23 protein-coding genes are annotated in these 21,275 nt (G+C 49.6%); 2 read left to right on the top strand and 21 right to left on the bottom strand.

The window, feature by feature from the left end:
• Window positions 1–5 precede the first annotated feature (5 nt).
• Window positions 6–233: a tyrosine-type recombinase/integrase gene (locus BLW68_RS21650; RefSeq protein ID WP_342741252.1), complete on the top strand. Its 228-nt coding sequence runs from the start codon at window positions 6–8 to the stop codon at window positions 231–233.
• Window positions 234–257: 24 nt separating this feature from the next.
• On the opposite strand, the gene prpF is transcribed toward BLW68_RS21650, so the two are convergent.
• The 19 genes from prpF to yceD form a co-directional block, all read right to left on the bottom strand.
• On the bottom strand, window positions 258–1,445 hold the full coding sequence (gene prpF / locus BLW68_RS12060) for a 2-methylaconitate cis-trans isomerase PrpF (protein WP_092793589.1): 1,188 nt from the start codon (window positions 1,443–1,445) through the stop codon (window positions 258–260).
• 460 nt (window positions 1,446–1,905) lie between these two features.
• A complete protein-coding gene (gene acnD / locus BLW68_RS12055) occupies window positions 1,906–4,506 on the bottom strand; it encodes a Fe/S-dependent 2-methylisocitrate dehydratase AcnD (RefSeq protein WP_092793587.1) in 2,601 nt (866 codons plus the stop codon).
• Between the two features lie 202 nt (window positions 4,507–4,708).
• Window positions 4,709–5,839, bottom strand: a complete 1,131-nt coding sequence (gene prpC / locus BLW68_RS12050) for a bifunctional 2-methylcitrate synthase/citrate synthase (protein WP_092793585.1) — start codon at window positions 5,837–5,839, stop codon at window positions 4,709–4,711.
• A gap of 36 nt (window positions 5,840–5,875) precedes the next feature.
• Entirely contained in the window at window positions 5,876–6,760 is an 885-nt protein-coding gene (gene prpB, locus BLW68_RS12045) for a methylisocitrate lyase (RefSeq protein WP_092793583.1), read from the bottom strand.
• Between the two features lies 1 nt (window position 6,761).
• On the bottom strand, window positions 6,762–7,439 hold the full coding sequence (locus tag BLW68_RS12040; protein WP_092793580.1) for a GntR family transcriptional regulator: 678 nt from the start codon (window positions 7,437–7,439) through the stop codon (window positions 6,762–6,764).
• A gap of 526 nt (window positions 7,440–7,965) precedes the next feature.
• Complete coding sequence (locus tag BLW68_RS12035) at window positions 7,966–8,748, bottom strand: TatD family hydrolase (RefSeq protein WP_092793577.1); 783 nt, start codon at window positions 8,746–8,748, stop codon at window positions 7,966–7,968.
• Between the two features lie 15 nt (window positions 8,749–8,763).
• On the bottom strand, window positions 8,764–9,090 hold the full coding sequence (locus BLW68_RS12030) for a PilZ domain-containing protein (RefSeq protein WP_092793574.1): 327 nt from the start codon (window positions 9,088–9,090) through the stop codon (window positions 8,764–8,766).
• Between the two features lie 11 nt (window positions 9,091–9,101).
• Window positions 9,102–10,001, bottom strand: a complete 900-nt coding sequence (gene holB / locus BLW68_RS12025) for a DNA polymerase III subunit delta' (protein WP_092793571.1) — start codon at window positions 9,999–10,001, stop codon at window positions 9,102–9,104.
• Entirely contained in the window at window positions 10,002–10,631 is a 630-nt protein-coding gene (gene tmk, locus BLW68_RS12020; protein WP_092793568.1) for a dTMP kinase, read from the bottom strand. It abuts the gene before it with no gap.
• Complete coding sequence (gene mltG, locus BLW68_RS12015) at window positions 10,628–11,641, bottom strand: endolytic transglycosylase MltG (protein ID WP_092793565.1); 1,014 nt, start codon at window positions 11,639–11,641, stop codon at window positions 10,628–10,630. Before mltG ends, tmk begins: the two co-directional genes overlap by 4 nt.
• Entirely contained in the window at window positions 11,635–12,393 is a 759-nt protein-coding gene (pabC, locus tag BLW68_RS12010; protein WP_092793562.1) for an aminodeoxychorismate lyase, read from the bottom strand. The genes mltG and pabC overlap by 7 nt, the downstream gene beginning before the upstream one ends.
• Window positions 12,394–12,512: 119 nt before the next feature.
• Window positions 12,513–13,751: a beta-ketoacyl-ACP synthase II gene (gene fabF, locus BLW68_RS12005; RefSeq protein WP_092793641.1), complete on the bottom strand. Its 1,239-nt coding sequence runs from the start codon at window positions 13,749–13,751 to the stop codon at window positions 12,513–12,515.
• 80 nt (window positions 13,752–13,831) lie between these two features.
• On the bottom strand, window positions 13,832–14,068 hold the full coding sequence (gene acpP / locus BLW68_RS12000; protein WP_068231583.1) for an acyl carrier protein: 237 nt from the start codon (window positions 14,066–14,068) through the stop codon (window positions 13,832–13,834).
• A gap of 136 nt (window positions 14,069–14,204) precedes the next feature.
• Window positions 14,205–14,951 (bottom strand): 3-oxoacyl-ACP reductase FabG, encoded by a 747-nt coding sequence (fabG, locus tag BLW68_RS11995; RefSeq protein ID WP_218141360.1) that lies wholly within the window; start codon window positions 14,949–14,951, stop codon window positions 14,205–14,207.
• A gap of 9 nt (window positions 14,952–14,960) precedes the next feature.
• A complete protein-coding gene (fabD, locus tag BLW68_RS11990) occupies window positions 14,961–15,896 on the bottom strand; it encodes an ACP S-malonyltransferase (RefSeq protein ID WP_092793560.1) in 936 nt (311 codons plus the stop codon).
• 39 nt (window positions 15,897–15,935) lie between these two features.
• A complete protein-coding gene (locus tag BLW68_RS11985; RefSeq protein WP_092793556.1) occupies window positions 15,936–16,895 on the bottom strand; it encodes a beta-ketoacyl-ACP synthase III in 960 nt (319 codons plus the stop codon).
• A gap of 6 nt (window positions 16,896–16,901) precedes the next feature.
• Entirely contained in the window at window positions 16,902–17,942 is a 1,041-nt protein-coding gene (gene plsX / locus BLW68_RS11980; protein WP_177172221.1) for a phosphate acyltransferase PlsX, read from the bottom strand.
• 6 nt (window positions 17,943–17,948) lie between these two features.
• Window positions 17,949–18,113, bottom strand: a complete 165-nt coding sequence (gene rpmF / locus BLW68_RS11975) for a 50S ribosomal protein L32 (RefSeq protein ID WP_008223049.1) — start codon at window positions 18,111–18,113, stop codon at window positions 17,949–17,951.
• A 16-nt stretch (window positions 18,114–18,129) separates the two neighbouring features.
• Window positions 18,130–18,657, bottom strand: a complete 528-nt coding sequence (gene yceD, locus BLW68_RS11970) for a 23S rRNA accumulation protein YceD (RefSeq protein ID WP_092793635.1) — start codon at window positions 18,655–18,657, stop codon at window positions 18,130–18,132.
• Between the two features lie 129 nt (window positions 18,658–18,786).
• Here yceD and BLW68_RS11965 point away from each other — a divergent pair, with 129 nt between their 5' ends.
• Window positions 18,787–19,386, top strand: coding sequence for a Maf family protein (locus tag BLW68_RS11965; RefSeq protein ID WP_092793554.1), 600 nt, complete (start codon window positions 18,787–18,789; stop codon window positions 19,384–19,386).
• Window positions 19,387–19,521: 135 nt separating this feature from the next.
• Here the strand turns inward: BLW68_RS11965 and BLW68_RS11960 are convergent, their stop codons facing one another.
• Both BLW68_RS11960 and rluC read right to left on the bottom strand, forming a co-directional pair.
• Window positions 19,522–20,181 (bottom strand): HAD-IA family hydrolase, encoded by a 660-nt coding sequence (locus tag BLW68_RS11960; protein ID WP_092793552.1) that lies wholly within the window; start codon window positions 20,179–20,181, stop codon window positions 19,522–19,524.
• Window positions 20,182–20,185: 4 nt separating this feature from the next.
• Window positions 20,186–21,139, bottom strand: a complete 954-nt coding sequence (gene rluC, locus BLW68_RS11955; protein WP_092793550.1) for a 23S rRNA pseudouridine(955/2504/2580) synthase RluC — start codon at window positions 21,137–21,139, stop codon at window positions 20,186–20,188.
• Window positions 21,140–21,275: the final 136 nt, after the last annotated feature.

Genomic DNA, 21,275 nt, shown 5'->3' with positions numbered 1-21,275 from the left:
CGTCATTGCAAAAAGCAGTACGCACTGCAAGTAAAAAGGCTGAGATAACCAAACACACTACCTGTCATACCTTACGCCACTCGTTTGCAACGCATTTACTCGAAGCAGGTATGGATATCCGCACGGTGCAGGAACAACTTGGCCATACCGATGTAAAAACCACCCAAATTTATACCCATGTATTAAAGCAAGGCGGCAATGCCGTAAAAAGCCCGCTATCTCAACTGCTTTAAAAAAGGCGCCGCAGCGCCTTTTTTTCAGAAACAATCACCCGGTACACGTACCCAACCTTCCATTAATACCCGCGCGCTGCGGCTCATTATGGCTTTGGTTACTGTCCACTGCCCGTTTACCTGGGTTGCCGCGGCACCAACACGCAAGGTGCCGGACGGGTGGCCAAAGCGCACGGCTTCGCGTGCGGTGCCGCCAGCAGCCAGGTTTACTAAGGTACCGGGTATGGCTGCTGCGGTACCAATGGCTACGGCTGCAGTGCCCATCATGGCGTGGTGCAGTTTGCCCATCGACAGCGCCCGTACCAGCAGGTCGATATCGCCGGCATTTACCTGCTTGCCGCTGGATGAAACATAACTTGCGGGCGGTGCAACAAAAGCGATTTTGGGCGTATGTGCCCGTGCGGCAGCTTCGCTGATATCGCTAATCAGGCCCATTTTTACCGCGCCGTAAGCACGGATGGTTTCAAAACGTGCCAGTGCGGCGGTGTCACTGTTTATCGCATCCTGCAGTTCAGTGCCGCTGTAACCGATATCGGCGGCATTAACGAAAATAGTCGGGATACCGGCGTTAATTAAAGTAGCTTTAAAAGTACCGATACCCGGCACATCTAATTCATCAACCAGATTGCCGGTGGGAAACATAGCACCACCACCCTCACCTTCATCGGCGGCCGGGTCTAAAAACTCAATTTGCACTTCTGCCGCCGGGAAAGTAACACCGTCCAGTTCAAAGTCACCGGTTTCCTGCACTTCGCCGTTGGTTATTGGTACATGAGCAAATATGGTTTTATTAATATTCGCCTGCCAGATGCGCACAGTGCAGATACCATTTTGTGGCATCCGCTCAGCTGCTACCAGGCCGTTGCTGATAGCGAATGAACCCACAGCAGCAGTTAAGTTGCCGCAGTTACCGCTCCAGTCGATAAACGGCTTGTCTATCGCTACCTGGCCAAACAGGTAGTCAACATCGTGATCGGCTTTACTGCTTTGGCTTAAAATCACGGTTTTGCTGGTGCTGGAGGTAGCGCCGCCCATGCCATCGGTGTGTTTACCATAGGGATCCGGGCTGCCGATAACCCGCAGCAGCAGGTTGTCACGCGCCGGGCCAGGCACTTGGGCGGCCTTGGGTAAATCGTCCAGTTTAAAAAATACGCCTTTGCTGGTACCGCCACGCATGTAGGTGGCCGGGATTTTTATTTGTGGTGCAGACATAAGTACTGGTCTCTTTTGTTGCTGAAATTGTTTAGTCCGAGCCGAAAATCTCTTTCTGCTCATAACGACATATACATCGCTTAGAGTACGAGCCGACAACCCCATTTTGCTCGCCGCAGCAACTCCTGAACGCTTACGCGTTCACTCAGACACTCTACGGCGACAAAACAGGGCATCGGCTCTCCCTCATCAAATGAGGAGTTAAATTCCTGTGAGATTGCAGCTCTTTTTTAGTCGATATCAGCTGAAAGTGATAGCGCAGGTTGGAATCCCCGAAAAGTCGACACAGAGTGTCTGAGCGAGCGCGCCAGCAGCGAAGTGACAAATTCGTCTGGAACGAATTTGAACAGCCTCTGGCTGGCCTCCGGCGATGGGCAGGATTGACCAGCGTAATTGCTGTGGCGAGCTATTCGGGGAGTTGCAACCGAAGCCCCAAAAGGGCTCTGGCAATCCGTTACAGTTAAACCGCGCCCTGCAAAAAGTCCTGCGCAAAACGCTGCAGTACACCGCCGGCTTCATAAATCGACAACTCTTCTGCCGTATCCAACCGGCATCTTACCGGTACCTCCAGCTTTTCGCCGTTAGTGCGGTGAATAACCAGCGTTAGCGTGCTGCGTGGCATACGCTCACCTGTTACATCGTAGGTTTCGGTGCCATCCAGCTGTAGCGTTTTGCGGTTAGTGCCCGGCATAAACTCCAGCGGCAATACGCCCATACCCACCAGGTTAGTACGGTGAATGCGTTCAAAGCCTTCCGCTGCTATGGCTTCCACCCCGGCCAGCCGTACGCCTTTGGCCGCCCAGTCACGTGACGAGCCCTGGCCGTAATCGGCACCGGCGATAATAATTAACGGCTGCTTGCGCTGCATATAGGTTTCTATCGCTTCCCACATCCGGGTAACTTTGCCTTCCGGCTCAAGCCGTGCCAGCGAGCCCTGTTTTACCTTGCCATCTACCACAGCCATTTCATTAATCAGCTTGGGATTGGCAAAAGTAGCGCGCTGCGCAGTTAAGTGATCACCACGATGGGTCGCGTAAGAGTTAAAATCTTCCTCCGGCAGGCCCATCTTGTGCAGGTATTCGCCGGCGGCGCTGTCCAGCATAATGGCGTTCGACGGTGATAAGTGGTCGGTAGTAATATTATCCGGCAATAGTGCCAGTGGCCGCATACCTGTTAACGTGCGCTCGCCGGCAATGGCGCCTTCGCCCTCTTTTTGCCAGTACGGCGGGCGGCGGATATAGGTGCTTTGTGGCCGCCAGTCGTACAGCGGCGATACTTTGTCACCATAATCTACTTCTACCGCAAACATCGGCTCGTACACTTTACGAAACTGCTCCGGTTTTACGCTCTTTGCTACTACCGCATCAATTTCCGCGTCATTTGGCCAGATATCTTTCAAGGTGATAGCATTGCCTGCAGCATCATAGCCCAGCACATCTTTTTCGATATCAAAACGGATAGTGCCGGCGATGGCGTAGGCGACTACCAGTGCAGGAGAGGCCAAAAACGCCTGCTTGGCGTACGGATGAATACGGCCGTCAAAGTTACGGTTACCGGATAACACTGCCGTGGCGTATAAATCGCGGTCTATCACTTCCTGCTGGATCACCGGGTCCAGTGCACCGCTCATGCCGTTACAGGTAGTGCAGGCAAAACCAACGATACCAAAGCCCAGTTGTTCCAGCTCGCCAAGTAAATGGCCTTCTTCTAAATACAGTTGCACCGCTTTAGAGCCGGGTGCCAGTGAGGTTTTTACCCAGGGCTTACGCGTAAGCCCAAGTTTATTGGCGTTGCGGGCTAATAAGCCAGCGGCAATAACATTGCGCGGGTTAGAGGTATTGGTACAGCTGGTAATAGCAGCGATAATCACCGCGCCATCGGGCATTTTACCCTCTTCCAACACATATTTACCGGCAATGCCTTTAGCAGTTAAGTCACTGGTAGAAAGCCGCGCATGCGGATTTGATGGCCCGGCCATGGTGCGGCCAACGCCGGATAAATCAAACTTCAGTACCCGCTCGTACTCAGCGGTAGTTAAGCTGTCGCTCCATAAACCGGCCTCTTTGGCGTAGGTTTCTACCAGCTTAACCTGCTCAGGCTCACGGCCAGTCAGGGTTAAATAGTCGAGCGTTTGCTGGTCAATGCTAAACATTGCCGCTGTGGCACCGTATTCCGGCGTCATATTAGAGATAGTGGCTCTATCGCCCAGGCTTAAGCTGCTGGCGCCTTCACCATAAAACTCTAAATAGGCCGACACCACTTTTTCTTTGCGTAAAAACTCGGTCAGCGCCAGTACGATGTCGGTGGCCATGATACCAGGCTGGGCTTTGCCGGTTAGCTCTACGCCGATAATATCCGGCAAGCGCATCCAGCTGGCGCGGCCTAACATCACGCTTTCCGCTTCCAGCCCGCCCACACCAATGGCGATAACGCCCAGCGCATCGACATGCGGCGTATGGCTATCTGTACCGACTAAGGTATCCGGAAATGCCACGCCGTCTATGGCGTGTATCACCGGTGACATCCGCTCTAAGTTAATCTGGTGCATAATGCCGTTGCCAGGCGGTATGACATCTACATTCTTAAAGGCTTTTTTTGTCCAGTTGATAAAGTGAAAACGATCGTCATTACGCCGATCTTCAATAGCACGGTTTTTTGCAAAGGCATCTTTTTCAAAGCCGCCATGTTCTACTGCTAAGGAGTGATCAACGATTAACTGGGTAGGCACTACCGGGTTTACTTTGGCCGGGTCGCCGCCTTGTTCGGCAATCGCATCACGCAGGCCAGCTAAATCAACCAGTGCGGTTTGGCCTAAAATGTCATGGCACACCACCCGGGCCGGAAACCACGGAAAGTCTAAATCACGCTTGCGGTAAATCAGCTGCTTTAACGCATCAGTAAGCATGGCCGGGTCGCAGCGGCGCACTAAGTTTTCAGCATGCACGCGTGAGGTATAAGGCAGTTTGGCATAAGCGCCCGGTTCTATAGCATCGACAGCGGCCCGGGTGTCGAAGTAATCCAGCGCTGTGCCGGGCAGTTTTTTACGGTATTGGCTGTTCATAGTGTTTACTCTTGTCTTGTCTGGCAAAAAGAGGGCTGAGCCCTCTTTAAAATGTTCTTATGTCGCTGCGATGGTAGGTTGGAACCCCATTTGCGCAGCCATAGAGTGTCTGAGCCCTGCCGTAGGCATTAGGGCGAGTTGCTATGGCGAGCAGAATGGGTGTTGCAACCGTGCCAATACACCGAATTTCAAAGTTCTTTTATCAGCCACGCTCTGCAAGAGGTTTTACGCTACGCGGCTCTACGCCAACATAATCAGCGCTTGGCCGGATAATACGGTTATCCGCGCGTTGCTCCATCACATGGGCTGCCCAGCCAGTTAAACGGCTGCAAACAAAAATCGGTGTAAACAGCTTAGTCGGAATACCCATATAGTTGTAGGCCGAAGCATGGAAGAAATCGGCATTACAAAACAGCTTCTTCTCGCGCCACATCACCGCTTCACAGCGCACAGACACGTCGTACAAGCGGCTATCGCCGTTAGCCTTTGCCAGCTTTTCTGACCAGGCTTTAATAACCGCATTACGCGGGTCTGATTCTGCATACACCGCATGGCCAAAGCCCATAATTTTTTCTTTGCGCTCCAGCATGCCCAGCAGTTTTTGTTCGGCATCATCCGGGTTGGCCATTTTCTCAATCAGCTCCATTGCTGCCTCATTTGCACCGCCGTGCAACGGGCCACGCAATGAACCTATAGCACCGGTAACACAAGAGTGCATATCGCTAAGGGTTGAAGCACAAACGCGGGCAGTAAAGGTAGAGGCATTAAACTCATGCTCAGCGTATAAAATCAGCGAGGCTTGCATCACTTCAACATGAAGCGCATTTGGCTTTTTGCCGTGTAAGGTCCACAAGAATTGCTCAGCAACAGAATCGGCGTCGGTTTCCACTTCAATGCGCTTGCCATGGTGGCTGTAGTTATACCAGTAATTGACCAGACCAGGGAAAATCGCCAGCAGCCGATCACTGGCATCCTGTTGCTGCTCAAAGCTTTGTTCGGTTTCCAGGTTACCCAGCATAGAGCAACCGGTGCGCATCACATCCATCGGATGGGCGCTGGCCGGAATACGCTCCAGCACATCTTTTAATGCCTGCGGCAGTGCCCGCAGGCTTTTTAATTTGCTTTTATAGGCATTAAGCTCGCTGCTGTTTGGCAACTCGCCTTTTAAAATAAGGTGCGCCACTTCTTCAAAACTGCAATTGGCGGCTAAATCTTTTACATCATAACCACGGTAGGTTAAGCCTGAGCCGGTTTTACCTACAGTTGATAATGCCGTTTTGCCTGCAACCTGGCCACGCAGGCCGGCACCGGTAAGTTGTTTTGCATTTGCCATTTGTCTTCTCCCCGTTTTCTTTGAATTTAATCCGGCTTATTTTTGTTTGCTGCTAAACAGCTGATCCAGCTTTTGCTCAAAGCTATGGTAGTTTAAAAAGTCGTACAGCTCGGCGCGGGTTTGCATGCTGTCTACCACTGCCTTTTGATCGCCATTGGCTAAAATAGACTGATACACATTTAATGCTGCTTTATTCATTGCCCGAAACGCACTAAGCGGATAAAGCACCATGGCTACCCCCACAGCTGCCAACTCAGCTTTATTAAACAGCGGTGTCTGGCCAAATTCAGTAATATTAGCCAAAACCGGTACCTTAAGCGCGCTGGTAAAGGCCTGATATTGCTCCAGCGTATGTACCGCTTCAGCAAAAATGGCATCGGCCCCGGCGGCTTCGCAGGCCAGCGCGCGCTCTATCGCCGCCTCCAGCCCCTGCTGCGCTAAGGCATCGGTGCGCGCCATAATAAAAAAGCTTTCATCAGTACGGGCATCCACACTGGCTTTTACCCGGTCGACCATTTCATCTGAGCTAACAATCTCTTTATTTGGCCGGTGGCCACAACGCTTTTGCGCCACCTGATCTTCAATATGAAAACCGGCGGCACCGGCGCGGGTCATTTCTTTTACCGTGCGGGCAATATTAAAAGCCCCACCCCAGCCGGTGTCGGCATCCACTAACAGCGGTAAGCTGGTCGCAGCGGCAATACGGCGGATATCTTCACAGACATCGTTTAGTGACGTCATGCCCAAATCCGGCAAGCCAAAAGAGGCATTGGCCACGCCGGCGCCCGACAAATACAGCGCCTGATGGCCGGTGCGTTCTGCCATCATCGCCGTGTAGGCATTAATAGTACCGACGATTTGCAGCGGTTGGTTTGCCTTAATCGCGGCGCGGAATTTTTGCCCGGCAGTATGTGTGCTCATGTTAAGTCCCCGTTTGTTCAAGTTGTTTTTCAATATTACGCCTTGATGCGGCAATATGGCGGCGCATCAGTAAATCGGCCAGTTCACCATCGCGGTTGGCTATGGCATTAAGAATAGCTTTATGTTCGTCAAATGCCCGTGATACGCGCGGCCCGTTCATACCCAATTGCACACGGTACATCCGTACCAGGTAATACAGCTCGTCGCACAAAATGTTAATCAGATAAGCATTTTTACTGCCCAGGATGACACGATAATGAAAATCCAGATCGCCGGCTTCCTGATAGTAGCTTTCTCCTTCGCGTACCCTTTGTGTACTCAGGTGCTGATCCAATAAGGCGCGCAGCTCGGCTATTTCACTGTCGGCCATATGCTCGGCAGCCAGCCGGCAGGCTAAACCTTCCAAGGTTTCGCGCAGCTGATACAAGGACAACAGCCCTTGTGTCGACAATTTCACTACCCGGGCACCGGCGTTAGGGATCCTCTCAATTAAGTGGCAGCGCTCTAACCGCGCTAATGCCTCGCGCAGCGGTGCGCGGCTTAAATCAAAGCGTTTCGCCAGCTCTGGCTCACTTATTTTGCTGCCTGCGGCAATTTCGCCTTCAACAATAGCACGCTGAATTTCCAGCAAAACCCGATCGGCGGCGGTAATAGGAGAGCGTAATGATGGATGTTGCATAAAGGCTGATTGTCGACATAAAAATAAATTACCATCGTTTTAACGGCTTTAATCGACTAAGTCAAGCCTGAGCGCCACAACATTGTCGACAATCTGTGCAATTTTGTCTTTATCAGTTTACAGCTTAGCGGAAAATGGACCATTTAACATGAAAGTACGGCTGAAGATGATTTTTTAGATTTTTTACTTATAAAGTAACCAATGTTAATACAATGATGTACTAAAAATAGTAGCGGCGAATATTGCACCGAAATCAGGGGCAACACAGTCACCTTGCCTGCTCCACTGCATAAACTGGGGATAACTTACGTATAAGTTGGGTATAAAAGGGTAAAAAAGGATAGCTATCAGCACCTTTGTTTCAAATGTACTAACAAGCAAAAATTTGTGTATTAACTAAACTGGAACTTACCTTCTGAATATTAGCAGTTGTAACGATAGCGCACGGCTCATTCCCTATGAGCCATTCCCCTAAGCCCGGAACAATGCGGATTGGTTCCGGGCTTCTTTTATCAGGCTGTTGAAATTAAGCGGCTTTTTTTACCAATTTAAACAGATTATAAAAGTTCTCTGTTGTGGCCTGCGCCAGATGTTGCAGGCTAACGCCCTTTACCTGCGCAATAGCCTCTGCCACAGCCGTAACATAAGCCGGCTGATTAGTTTTGCCACGAAACGGCACCGGTGCCAGATAAGGTGAGTCGGTTTCTATCAGTAACCGGTCCAGTGGCAACTTTTTTACCACATCACGCAGTTCATCAGCATTACGAAAAGTCATAATGCCGGAAATAGAGATATAAAACCCCAGGTCCAGCGCAGCTTTGGCCATATCCCAGTTCTCGGTAAAGCAGTGCAGCACGCCGCCGGCGTTATCTGCCTGATGGCTGCGCATTAGGGCTAAGGTATCTTCGCGCGCGTCGCGCGTGTGGATAATCAGCGGTTTATTTACCTGGTTAGCCACCTGTATATGGCTGACAAAAGCCGCTTGCTGGCTTAATTTGGAGTCTGGCGAGTAAAAATAATCCAGCCCGGTTTCACCTACCGCAACCACGTGTTCCAGGCTGCAGTTTTGCAACAATAATGCTGTATCAACCTGATCGTGCTGATGTAAAGGGTGCTCACCACAAGATACTGACACCATTGGATACTCAGCCACCAGAGATGACATCTGTTCAAATTCGGCCAGACTGACGCAAACGCATAACATATGCTGCACCTGTTTAGCCTGAGCGGCACTAATAACCTGCTCTAAGCTAAGGCCCAGTTTTTCCAGCTCGAGCCGGTCTAAATGACAATGAGAATCTACAAACACAGTACTGATTACCTGTTAAATAGTATAAGTGGCTTCGGCAGAGTTTTGCAGGCCACCTAATAGTTTTTCAATCCGGGGGCCCAGTTGCGCTTTATCATCAATAAAGGCAACACCAATACCTGCCGGGCTGGAGCTTTGTGAACCAGGCGGCGTGATCCAGGCTACCTTACCAGACACCACCATGGGTTCCAGTGCGTCAGGCAAGGTAACATTTAATGCCAGTGACTGGCCCATTTTGTATTGGCGGGAAGTACGCACAAAGAGCCCGCCGTTTTTCAGATATGGCATATAGCTGCGGTACAGCTCTTTAATATCGGTGAACCCTAACGATAACTCTTCCATATCTCCTCCAGCTAGCCTTGCAACCGTTTTAATTCAGTAAGAAATGCACTTAGCGCAAGCACTTTATTCTGCCCTAAAATTTGCATTTCGTCACGGCACCAGCGGCTGTACAACTGATGAATGGCTAAGATCCGTTGCGGGTCTTGGCCCGTCATAGCAGGGAGTAACTGCTGCGTTAAAAACCAGCCAAGTAACTGACGCAGTTCGCTGACACCATCAAGTTGTTTAACTATGTCCTGTAATGTCAGTTTATCCGCCAGAAACTGGTTTAGGTTATGCAGTGTCAGTTGTAATTGATCAGCCTCGCCAGACTCGAGCATGCTGAGCGCTTTTAACGGCCCACCGGCACAGTAGGTCAGTAAAAACTCCGGCACGGCCCTGTTACTGTGCTGGGTAAGCCAGTGCAACGTAGCCGCGCTAAATTCAGCAGCTAGTGCCCAGTGCTGGCAGCGGCTTAACAAGGTTGCCGCTAAGGTATTACTGGCCCGGGTTTGCAATAACAAAAAGCTGTTTTGCGGCGGTTCTTCCAGTGTTTTTAACAGCGCATTGGCCGCAGCCTCAGTTAATTTCTCAGCATCAGCCAGCAGTACAACTTTATTTAATTGCTGCTGGGCCCGGCCATACATAAACTGGCTGAGCTGACGCACGCTGTCTACACCAATACTGCTGCCTGAACTGTCAATAATCAGCAGATCTGAATGGCTGCCGGCCAGGCGCAGTAAGCAACTTTTACACTTACCACAGGGTTTTAACTGCTCTGTACATAACAATGATGCTGCCAGCCAATTTGCCAGCACACTTTTACCAATACCTGCCGGGCCTGATATTAACAAGCCGTGTGCCAGCTGATTATTCTGCAATAGGGTTGTTAACTGTTGCTGATAAGGTATAAGCCAGGGCTGCAGCTGCATTTACTGCCCCAAAGCATTATCAAGCGCAGTGGTAAGTTGCTGCTGTACGCTGGCTACCGGCTGGCTGGCGTCAATCACGATAATATTCGCTTCGCTGGCAGCAATTTGCAGGTACTTCTGCCGGGTACGTTGGAAAAACGCCAATTGTTCCTGCTCTATACGATCCAGCTCGCCGCGCTGGCGGGCGCGCTCCAGCCCGATGGCCGGATCAATATCCAGATACAAGGTTAAATCAGGTCGTAAATCGCCCAGCACCGCCGTACGTAACTGATTAATAAACGCCTCGTCTAACTGGCGGCCGCCGCCCTGATAAGCGCGCGATGACATGTCATGCCGATCTGCCAATACCCATTTACCCTGCGCTAAAGCCGGCTTTATAACATTAAGTACCAATTGCATCCGCGCGGCATACATTAGCAACAACTCTGTCTGCGGTGCCACGGTTTCTGAGGTTTGCACCTGCTTTACTAGGTTGCGTAAACTTTCAGCCAGCGGCGTACCGCCGGGCTCACGGGTACAGATCACGTCCTTGCCGCGTTGCTGTAAATAGTGCTGAATATGGCTGATTGCGGTACTTTTGCCTGCGCCTTCCAGGCCTTCTACCACAATAAATTTAGCTGCTGCCGTCATGGCGTAGATCCCAGAATATATTTTTGAACTGCGGCATTATGCTGCTCTAAGGTTGATGAAAACTGATGTGTACCATCGCCTTTGCTGACAAAGTAATACAAATCAGTTTCAGCTGGCTGCACTGCGGCCAGCATAGATGCCCGGCTCACCAGACTGATTGGTCCCGGTGGCAGGCCATGGTGACGGTAAGTATTATACGGATGCGGATTATTTAAATCTGCCCGGGTGATATTGCCATTAAAATCATCCAGCCCGTAAATAACGGTAGGATCGGTTTGTAGGCGCATATTTTTGCGTAACCTGTTAATAAACACCGAGGCCACCAGCGTTTTCTCCGGAGGATGGCTGCTTTCTTTCTCAATAATAGAAGCCAGGATCAGCAACTGATATGGGGTTTGTAGCGGTAAGTCAGGCTGGCGCTGCTGCCAGGCATTCTCCAGCTCGGCCAGCAAAGCCCGCTGTGAGCGTTTAATCAGGGCACTGGCCTTACTGTTTGCCGTGTAATAATAAGTGTTCGGGTACAGTAACGCTTCAGCGCTCTGCGGTTGCTCGCCCCATTCTGCCGGCCATGCCAGTTCCTGCAATACCTGCTCTGCTGTGGTTACATCCTGCAGTAAGTACTCGGCTTTATTTATCCGATTCAGGCTTTGTTGCAGAGTTTCACCTTCAATCAGCGTAATAGCGAACTGTGCCTCTTTACCACTGCGAAACAGTGCCAGCACTTGCAGTAGTAAAGTCTGATCGGCAGATAGGCGATAAACGCCTTGTTGCACGCTGGCTTCTTCAGGATGTAATTTCAGATAAAGCCGCAGCATCAGGCATTGGGTATCACTTAGCAGCGCCTGTTGCTGCCATTGCCGGCATAGTCTGGCGGCTGAGCTACCGGGGGCCACAGTGTGAATACCGGCAGGTAAATTAAGCGGAATTTGCTGTACATAACGTACACCAAAGTAATAACTCAGGCCGAGTACTACCCCCAGCAACAGAATAATTTTTAGTGTTTTTAACATAGTACCTGCTTTGAAAACTGTTGTACCGTACTAACAGATAGGGCTCTGCCTGCTATACTGTGCACCGGCACTATACCCATTAAAGCATTACAAATAAAAATAGCGTCAACCGACGCCAGTTCAGTAATACCCCAATTAACCCGTGCAATATCTGCCTGCTGTAAAATATGCTGGCGCATTACCCCTGCCACCCCGGCACGCTTCAGCTCTGGTGTATGCCAGGAGCCATCGCGGTGTAAAAACACATTGGCTGCACTGACTTCAGTAATAAAACCCTGCTGATCCAGCACCAGTAAATCATCCACATCCATGCTTGCCAGCTCTTGCTTTAGCAGCACCTGTTCCAGCCGGTTATTATGCTTAAGCCCGGCCAACAGCGGCTGTACTGCCAGCTTTAATGTTGCAATACCTAAACTGATGCCTTGCTGTTGTGCAAGGCGGTAATCTGGCATGGGGCTGGCCGAAATATAAATGCCCGGCGTTCCGACATCAGCTGCAGCATAGCCACGGCCCCCCTCGCCGCGCGACACCAGCAATTTAATCACCTGCTCAGGTGCTGTTATTGCTGCTTGCGCTTGCTGCTGCACACGTTGCCAGTCAATTGCGCCAAACCCCAACTGTGCTGCAGAACGCTGCAAGCGCTGTAAATGCAAAGGCCACAGCTGAATGCTGCCACAACGCACCTGCATAGTGGTAAAAATACCATCGCCATAATTAAAACTGCGATCTTTGGCACTGATAAGGGTTTGCATGGCCACTACCGGAAAAGTCAAACTAGCGGCAGTATGCCTTAAAATGCAGATAAAACAAAGGCTGCACTATGGCAGCCTTGTTTGGTTAAACAACAAGTTATACTTGTTAAAACAGCAGATTATACACGCTTAAACAGTATAGAACCGTTAGTACCGCCAAAACCGAACGAGTTACACAAGGCATATTCCATTGATACCTGGCGCGACTCATGCGGTACATAGTCCAGATCACAACCATCGTCCGGGTCATCCAGATTGATGGTAGGAGTTACCAGTTGATCCTGCAGCGACAACACCGTAATAATAGATTCAACCGAACCTGCAGCCCCCAACAGATGACCAATCATTGACTTGGACGAGCTAACCATCAGCTTATCCAGATTATTGGCAAATACCGACTTAATTGCCATAGTTTCAGCAATGTCACCGGCCGGTGTTGAGGTACCATGCGCATTAATGTAGGCAACCTGCTCTGAGCCTACCTGTGCATCTTTTAGCGCATTTTTCATCGCCAAGGCTGCACCGGCACCGTTTTCTGGTGGTGAAGTCATATGATAAGCATCACCGCTCATACCAAAACCTACCAGTTCAGCATAGATTTTAGCGCCACGCGCCTTGGCATGTTCATATTCTTCCAACACCATAACACCGGCGCCATCCCCCAGTACAAAGCCATCACGGCCTCTATCCCACGGACGGCTGGCTTGCTCTGGCGCTTCATTACGGGTAGATAAAGCCCGTGCAGCACCAAAACCGCCCATGCCCAAAGGCGTAGAGGCTTTTTCAGCACCACCGGCTATCATCACATCAGCATCACCGTACACTATCATCCGTGCCGCATGGCCAATGTTGTGTACGCCTGTAGTACAGGCAGTCACTATACTGATATTCGGCCCTTGTAATCCAAGCAAAATGGATAGCTGACCAGCAATCATATTAATAATGGTAGATGGCACAAAAAACGGCGATAACCGCTTCGGGCCACTATTGATCAGTTTAGTGTGGTTTTCTTCAATTAACCCCAAACCACCAATGCCTGAGCCAATTGCCGCCCCAATGCGCGGCGCGTTTTGCTCAGTAATTTCGATGCCTGAGTCACGAAATGCCTGAATACCGGCAGCCACACCATACTGAATAAACAGATCCATTTTTTTTGCTTCTTTAGCTGAAAAAAACGGTTCTACATCAAAGTTCTTTACCAAACCAGCAAATTTAGTGGTGTATGCGCTGGTATCGAAATGTTCGATCAGCGATATGCCACTTTTACCTTGCTGTAAGCCTTGCCAGCTTGAGGCAACATCATTACCCAGCGGCGTAAGCATGCCTAAACCGGTAACAACCACACGACGTTTTGCCACAAAACCCTCCGCCATGGAAATTTTCATCGATCTTAAAACGAAAACGGGTAGCTTAGCTACCCGTTCTGTAAGCTGATAACTTACTCAGCGTGTGCTTTGATGTAATCAATAGCAGACTGAACAGTCGTGATTTTCTCAGCTTCTTCGTCTGGAATCTCAGTATCGAACTCTTCTTCCAGCGCCATAACCAGCTCAACAGTGTCCAGTGAGTCAGCGCCCAGGTCATCAACAAAAGAAGCTTCGTGTTTCACTTCGTCTTCTTTAACGCCCAGTTGTTCAATAATGATTTTCTTAACGCGTTCTTCGATGTTGCTCATCTTTTCTTCCTTTTTCTCATATAAATCGCAACAGTTCGTGCAATTTTGTGTGGCGCTAGTTTATGCGTAAGCTTAGTGGGTTGCAAGTGATGCGATCAGCATTTTACGCTGGTCAAACCTGCTTTTAAACCCCGGCTTACACCATATACATACCGCCGTTAACGTGAATTGTTTCACCGGTAATGTAGGCAGCCTGATTTGATGCCAAAAATGCTACAGTGGCAGCAATTTCTTCCGGCTGGCCTAAACGATTAGCCGGTACCTGGGCAAAAATAGCTTGTTTTTGTTCATCCGACAGCTCTTTGGTCATATCGGTATCAATAAAACCCGGCGCAATAGCATTAACAGTAATACCGCGTGATGCTACTTCGCGTGCCAGCGATTTGGTAAAACCTAACACACCGGCTTTCGCTGCAGCATAATTTGTCTGGCCAGCGTTACCCATCGAGCCCACTACTGACCCTATGCTGATAATACGGCCAAAACGTTTTTTCATCATAGTGCGCATAACGGCTTTACTTAAGCGGTACACCGATGTCAGGTTGGTTTGTATAATGTCAAACCACTCTTCGTCTTTCATGCGCATTAACAAGTTATCGCGCGTAATACCGGCATTATTAACCAGAATATCAATATCTCCAAACTGGTTTTTAATTTGTTCTAAACATTGTTCAATTGATGCAGTGTCGGCCACATTTAACACCAGTCCGCAGCCTTTGTCACCTAAATAACCACTGATATCTGCCGCACCTTTTTCAGAGGTAGCTGTGCCGACAACTTTGGCACCCAATGCCGCTAATTGTTCGGCAATAGCGCGGCCAATACCACGGCTGGCGCCGGTAACCAATGCTACTTTACCTTCCAGTGAAATAAAACTTGTCATGCTCAATCCTTATTCTGCAGCCAGCGCGGCCTGTAAAGAGGCAACATCGCCAATCGAAGCTACAACCAAATTCTTATCAATACGTTTAATCAGGCCACTTAATACTTTACCAGCCCCCAGCTCCAGCACATCAGTAACACCTTGCGCAGCAAGCCATTCAATGCTTTCAGTCCAGCGCACCGGGCTGTGTAACTGCCGTACCAGGGCGTCTTTTACCGAGGCCGCGTTGGTCGCAATAGCAACATCGACATTATTCACCACCGGTATGACAGCATCGTTAAAATTAAGTGCCGTTAAATCTATGGCTAATTTTTCCGCTGCCGGGCGCATGAGAGCGCAGTGCGACGGTACGCTGACCGGCAGAGGTAATGCACGCTTGGCACCGGCGGCTTTACATAACTCACCAGCACGCTCAACTGCGGCTTTATGGCCGGCAATAACCACCTGGCCCGGAGAATTATAATTAACCGGCGATACCACTTCACCTTGTGCCGCCTGCTCACACGCTGTGGCAATAGCCGCATCGTCCAAACCGATAATGGCAGACATAGCACCTACTCCGGCCGGTACGGCCTGTTGCATATAGTTACCGCGTTTTTCTACCAGTTGTACCGCATCGGCCAGCGATAATACCCCGGCACAGACCAGTGCCGAGTATTCCCCCAGCGAGTGGCCGGCAAAATAAGCAGGTTGAGCACCACCTTGCTGCTGCCATAAACGCCATACTGCAACAGAAGCAGTTAACAAGGCCGGTTGGGTACGGTGAGTCTCATTTAAATCGGCTTCCGGGCCATTTGCCACCAGTGCCCATAAGTCATAGCCCAGTGAGCTTGAGGCTTCGGCAAAAGTATCTTTAACCACATCAAACTGCTGATGTAAATCAGCCAGCATACCAACACTCTGCGAGCCCTGCCCCGGAAATACAATTGCAAGTTTTGTTGTCATCTTTAGTCCTGCGAATAAGTAAATTAACGATACGCTGATTTAGTACTTAACGAGCGCCGAAGCCCAGGCAAAACCGCCGCCAAAAGCTTCCAGCAACAGCGTTTGCCCCCGCTGAATACGACCATCACGAATGGCCTCATCCAGTGCAGTGGGCACAGTAGCAGCTGAGGTGTTGCCATAGCGGTCAAGGTTAATTACCACCTGGTCCATCGACATATCTAATTTACGCGCCACAGCAGCAATAATACGCAGGTTAGCCTGATGCGGCACCAGCCAGTCAATCTGCGATTTATCCAGCTTATTGGCTGCCAGCGTTTGCTCTACTACTTCAGATAATTTGGTCACGGCAACTTTAAATACGTCGTTGCCTTTCATGGCTCCCCATGACTGATGCACAGATTGCTCGTCGCCGCGAATCGGGTTATCGACATATAACAATTCTGAATATTTGCCATCAGCATGAATGTGGGTAGATAAAATACCCGGCTGCTCTGACGCTTCCAGTATCACTGCACCGGCGGCATCACCAAACAGGATCACCATGCTTCTGTCTTCCGGAGATATTAAGCGCGATAAACAATCAGAGCCGATTACCAGAATGCGTTTGGCAATACCGCTTTTAATATACTGATCTGCTACGCTCAGGCCGTAACAGAAACCAGCACAGGCAGCGGCAATATCAAATGCCGGAATGGCAGGGATTTCCAGCTCACGCTGAATTTCACAGGCTGAACTGGGTAAGGCGCGTGATGCGCTGGTGGTAGCACAGATAATCATATCGATGCTGTTTTTATCAATGTCGGCCGCTTCAATGGCTTTTAATGCCGCCTGCGCGCCCATCGTTGCCACGGTTTCGTTGTCACCTATAATACGGCGCTCTCTGATCCCGGTGCGTTCAATAATCCATTCGTCTGTGGTTTCTACCATTGACTCCAGATCAGCGTTACTACGAACCTGCGACGGGAAATAACTCCCGGTACCTATAATGCGTGAATACATGAGGACCTACGCTTTATCAATTAATACGTGTTCCAACCGGTCTTTAATTTTTGCGGGTACCTGACGTTCAACTTCACGCACCGCTTGCCGGATGGCACTGAGAAATGCATCTTTAGTCGCATTTCCATGACTTTTCACTACAATTCCGCGCAATCCTATCAGACTTGCACCATTATAGTGGTCGGGGTTCACGCCCTGATAAAGGTTTTTTATAAAAGGTTTGATTAACCAGCCGAATAATTGCGCAGTTACCCTGTCTTTAATGCTGGACTCGAAGCGGCGCAAAATAAGTTTAGCCACACCTTCACAGGTTTTAAGCGCGACATTACCAACAAAACCATCGCAAACGATAACATCCGCTTTGCCGGTAAAAATATCATTGCCTTCGATATAGCCGATATAATTAATGTCGTTGCAGTCAGATAGCAGCATAGATGCCCGCTTTATCTGATCTGAGCCTTTAATTTCTTCTTCACCCATATTCAGCAAAGCAACTTTAGGCTGACTGATACCAATCACTTCCTCGGCCATCACCGCGCCCATTACCGCAAACTGAAATAAGGTATCGGCATCGCAGTTTACCGTAGCACCTAAATCCAGCATATAAACCGGATTGCCTTCCACTGCAGGTAAAGCACTGATCAGTGCCGGACGGTCAACCCCGTTTAGCATCTTTAAGACAAAATGCGCCATAGCAATTAATGCGCCGGTATTACCGGCGCTAACACAGGCCTGAACCTCGCCTTTATCAACCAAATCAAGCGCCACCCGCATAGACGAGTCGCGTTTTGAGCGCAACGCAACGGAAGGCTTATCAGCCATGGAAACAATTTGAGTACTGTGGCGGATATGAAGCTGAGGATGAGGAAATACACCGTGCAACTTTAGTTGCTCAGTGAGCATGGCTTCATCACCACATAAAATAAGGTTTAGCTCTGGAAACTCACAAATCGCTGCCAGTGCGGCAGGAATAGTAGAATGGGGGCCGTGATCGCCCCCCATCATGTCTAATGCAAGTGTCAGCTTAGTTGGCTGCACCAGGTGCATCCAGACTTATTTTACTTTACGGCCTTTGTAGTAACCATCGGCAGTAATGTGGTGACGACGATGCGTTTCACCAGTAGTAGAATCAACTGACAGCGTTGGGCCAGTTAATGCATCGTGTGAGCGACGCATATCGCGACGTGCACGTGATTTTTTGTTTTGCTGAACAGCCATGGTATTTCTCCTAAACTCACTTTTTCTTTAATTCTGCCAGTACAGCAAAAGGATTGGGTTTTTCCGGTTCCGGGCCTATATCGCCAAAGCTCATCGATGCCGCACTAACGGCGCAAACCGCTTCGTCGTGCATCGGGAACAGTGGCAGAGCCAGAATCAACTCATCTTCCACTAACTGTCGTAAATTTATTTCGCCGTGTTCGTCTTTCTCGATCACGTCGTAACGCTCAGGAATTAACTCCAAAGCACTGTCATCACCCGGCTTAACCGGAGTGTATGCAAAATTGCAGTCCAGCGACACCATCATGGCTTCACCACAACGTTCGCAGGTTACACTCACTTCGCAAGAAGCGCTACCCTGTATTACAGTCAGGCCTTGCTGGTCAGTACCGCATTCAACTCGTACCGTTACCTCGCCCTGCGGATTAAGCAAGCTTTGTGTTAACCGGGTTAAATTTACTAGCGGCACGAAGCCTTCGTAATCAGAGCGCTTTTGCGCTGCTTTAACCGGATCTATAGTAACGGGTATTTTTACTTTTTGCATAAGGCGCGCATCATATAGAAGCGCCCCTTTGCTGTCAAAGGGATCTGGCAGATATTTGTGGTTTTTCTCGCGCATTTTTATCATTCTGATTATAGTGCCGCACATTCTGCATAAAAAGGCTATTTATCAATGACTGAGCCCACTTTGCCAGCGCTGTATCTGGCGTCTACCTCAACCTATCGCCGCCAGTTGCTGGCAAAGTTAACGCCGCAGTTTCACACTGCTAAACCGGACGTTGACGAAACGCCATTAGTAAACGAAAGCGCAGAACAATTGGTGCGTCGTTTAGCCGTTGCCAAGGCTCAGGCTGTGGCCGCAAGTTTAAGCACAGGTTTGGTTATTGGCTCAGATCAGGTGGCGGTTTTTAATAACGATATTATCGGCAAACCCCACACCGCAGAAAACGCACTTACACAATTACGCCGTTTTAGCGGCAACTGCGTCACTTTTCTTACCGGGCTGGCACTGGTTAATGCCCAAAGCGGCAATATACAGGTTATTGTTGAGCCGTTTAACGTTAGCTTTCGCACTTTAACCGATGCAGAAATTATCGCTTATATCAAAAAAGAGCAGCCGCTGGACTGTGCCGGCAGCTTTAAAAGCGAAGGCCTGGGCATTAGCCTATTTAACAAACTCAGTGGTGACGACCCCAATAGCCTGATTGGCCTGCCGCTGATAAGGCTAAACCAGATGCTGTTAAATGAAGGCGTTAATGTGCTGCTTAACTGACACGGTCGGTGTAAAGGTGAGTTCGGTTTGCCCACAGCAACACGCAGTGAACCCATCCATGGGGGCTCGATTCGGCCATCCTGGCCTGCAACGGTTGCCTTAGAGCAAGCCGAACTCACCAAGCATTATCTGATTTTACAAGACATGTAGTAATTCCGGTATAGTATCGATAATAGCTTTGGGTGCAAACTGGCTTAATACGTCGCGGCCATGCACGCCATGGGTTACACCAATTCGCGGCATTGCTATCGCCTGAGCCATCTTCATATCATGGCTGGTATCGCCTACCATGATGGCATGCTCAGCTTTTATATCCAGTTCCAGCAGAATTTGCTGCAGCATATCCGGGTGTGGCTTAGATTGCGCTTCATCAGCACAGCGGCTGGTATCAAAATATTTTGCCAGCCCGGTTTCATCAAACATACGCTGCAGCCCTTTACGTGCTTTACCGGTAGCCACGGCTAACAGCACATTTTGTGCCTTTAACTGTTGTAACACCTGCTCCACACCGTCAAACAACGGCGTTGGTGTGGTATCGTGAATCACATAATGATCGCGGTAATGCGTAAATAACTGCAGGCGTTTGTCAGCCGTTACGCCGGGAAATAATACATCTAAGGCCGGGTCCAGGCTTAAACCAATAATTTGTTTAACGGCAAAGTCACTGGGTACGACTAAATCGGAATGCCTTGCAGCGGCCTGCATAGACGACACAATACGGCCGATGGAGTCCATTACGGTGCCGTCCCAATCGAACACCACCAGAGATGCTTTATCTGTTACAGCATTTTGCATTGAATTATTTTCTCGTCAGTTTTGCCAGCGCCTGTTCCAGGCTGGGGTCCAGCGGTGCTTCTACCCGCATGGTGGTCTCGGTCATCGGATGGATAAAACTCAGGGTTTTAGCATGTAAAAACAAGCGGTTTAAGCCAACCTGTTGCATCTGTGAGGTAAAGGTATTGTCGCCGTATTTATCATCACAGGCGATCGGGTGGCCTTTACAGGCGGTGTGCACGCGAATTTGATGTGTGCGGCCGGTTACCGGAAAAGCTTCTACCAAGGTGCCCTGCTGATAACGCTGCAAAATACGAAACCGCGTTTCGGACGGTTTGCCGTCGGCTTCATCTACCCGCACGACCCGCTCACCGGACTGTAGCGTATTCTTTTTCAGTGGCTCGGTAACTTTACGGACCTTGTTGTCCCAGTCGCCGGCAACCAGTGCCCAGTATTTTTTCTCTACGGTTTTATTACGCAGCTGTTCATGCAAATGTGTCAGCACAGAGCGCTTTTTTGCAATCAGTAAACAACCTGAAGTATCACGGTCCAGCCGGTGCACCAGCTCTAAATGCTTCGCCAATGGCCGCAGTGCCCGCAGTGCTTCAATCACACCAAATTGCAAACCACTGCCACCGTGCACCGCCATACCGGAGGGTTTATTAAGTACAATCAGGTCGTTATCTTCAAATAAAATATGCTGTTCGAGGTTTTTTACCATCGACAGTTTTACCGACACTGGCTCACCTTCGGCGGCAACGGTTAACGGCGGAATGCGTACCACGTCATCCTGCTGCAGTTTGTATTCAGGTTTGATGCGTTTTTTGTTCACTCGCACCTCTCCTTTTCGCAAAACCCGATAAATAACACTTTTTGGTACGCCTTTTAGCCGTGCCAGTAAAAAATTGTCTATGCGCTGACCAATAAAATCAGGTTCTATTTCAATTAATTGCACAGCTAACTTGATTTCATCGCTCATGGGTTTTGAATACTCTGCTAATATTAGATTTCAGTTGCTATCGGCTGCGCATTAGTGGGATAATCCCCCCGCTAATTCTGCCAAAAACTGGCAATTAGGGCGCTCAAAGTGACGTAAGAGAATTTGTGCGGCAGCG

This window comes from Rheinheimera pacifica (assembly GCF_900108485.1).
GTDB classification, from domain to species: Bacteria; Pseudomonadota; Gammaproteobacteria; order Enterobacterales; family Alteromonadaceae; genus Alishewanella; species Alishewanella pacifica.
Note: the sequence above shows the minus strand (reverse complement) of the source record. Positions and strands in the feature narration are given on the sequence as shown.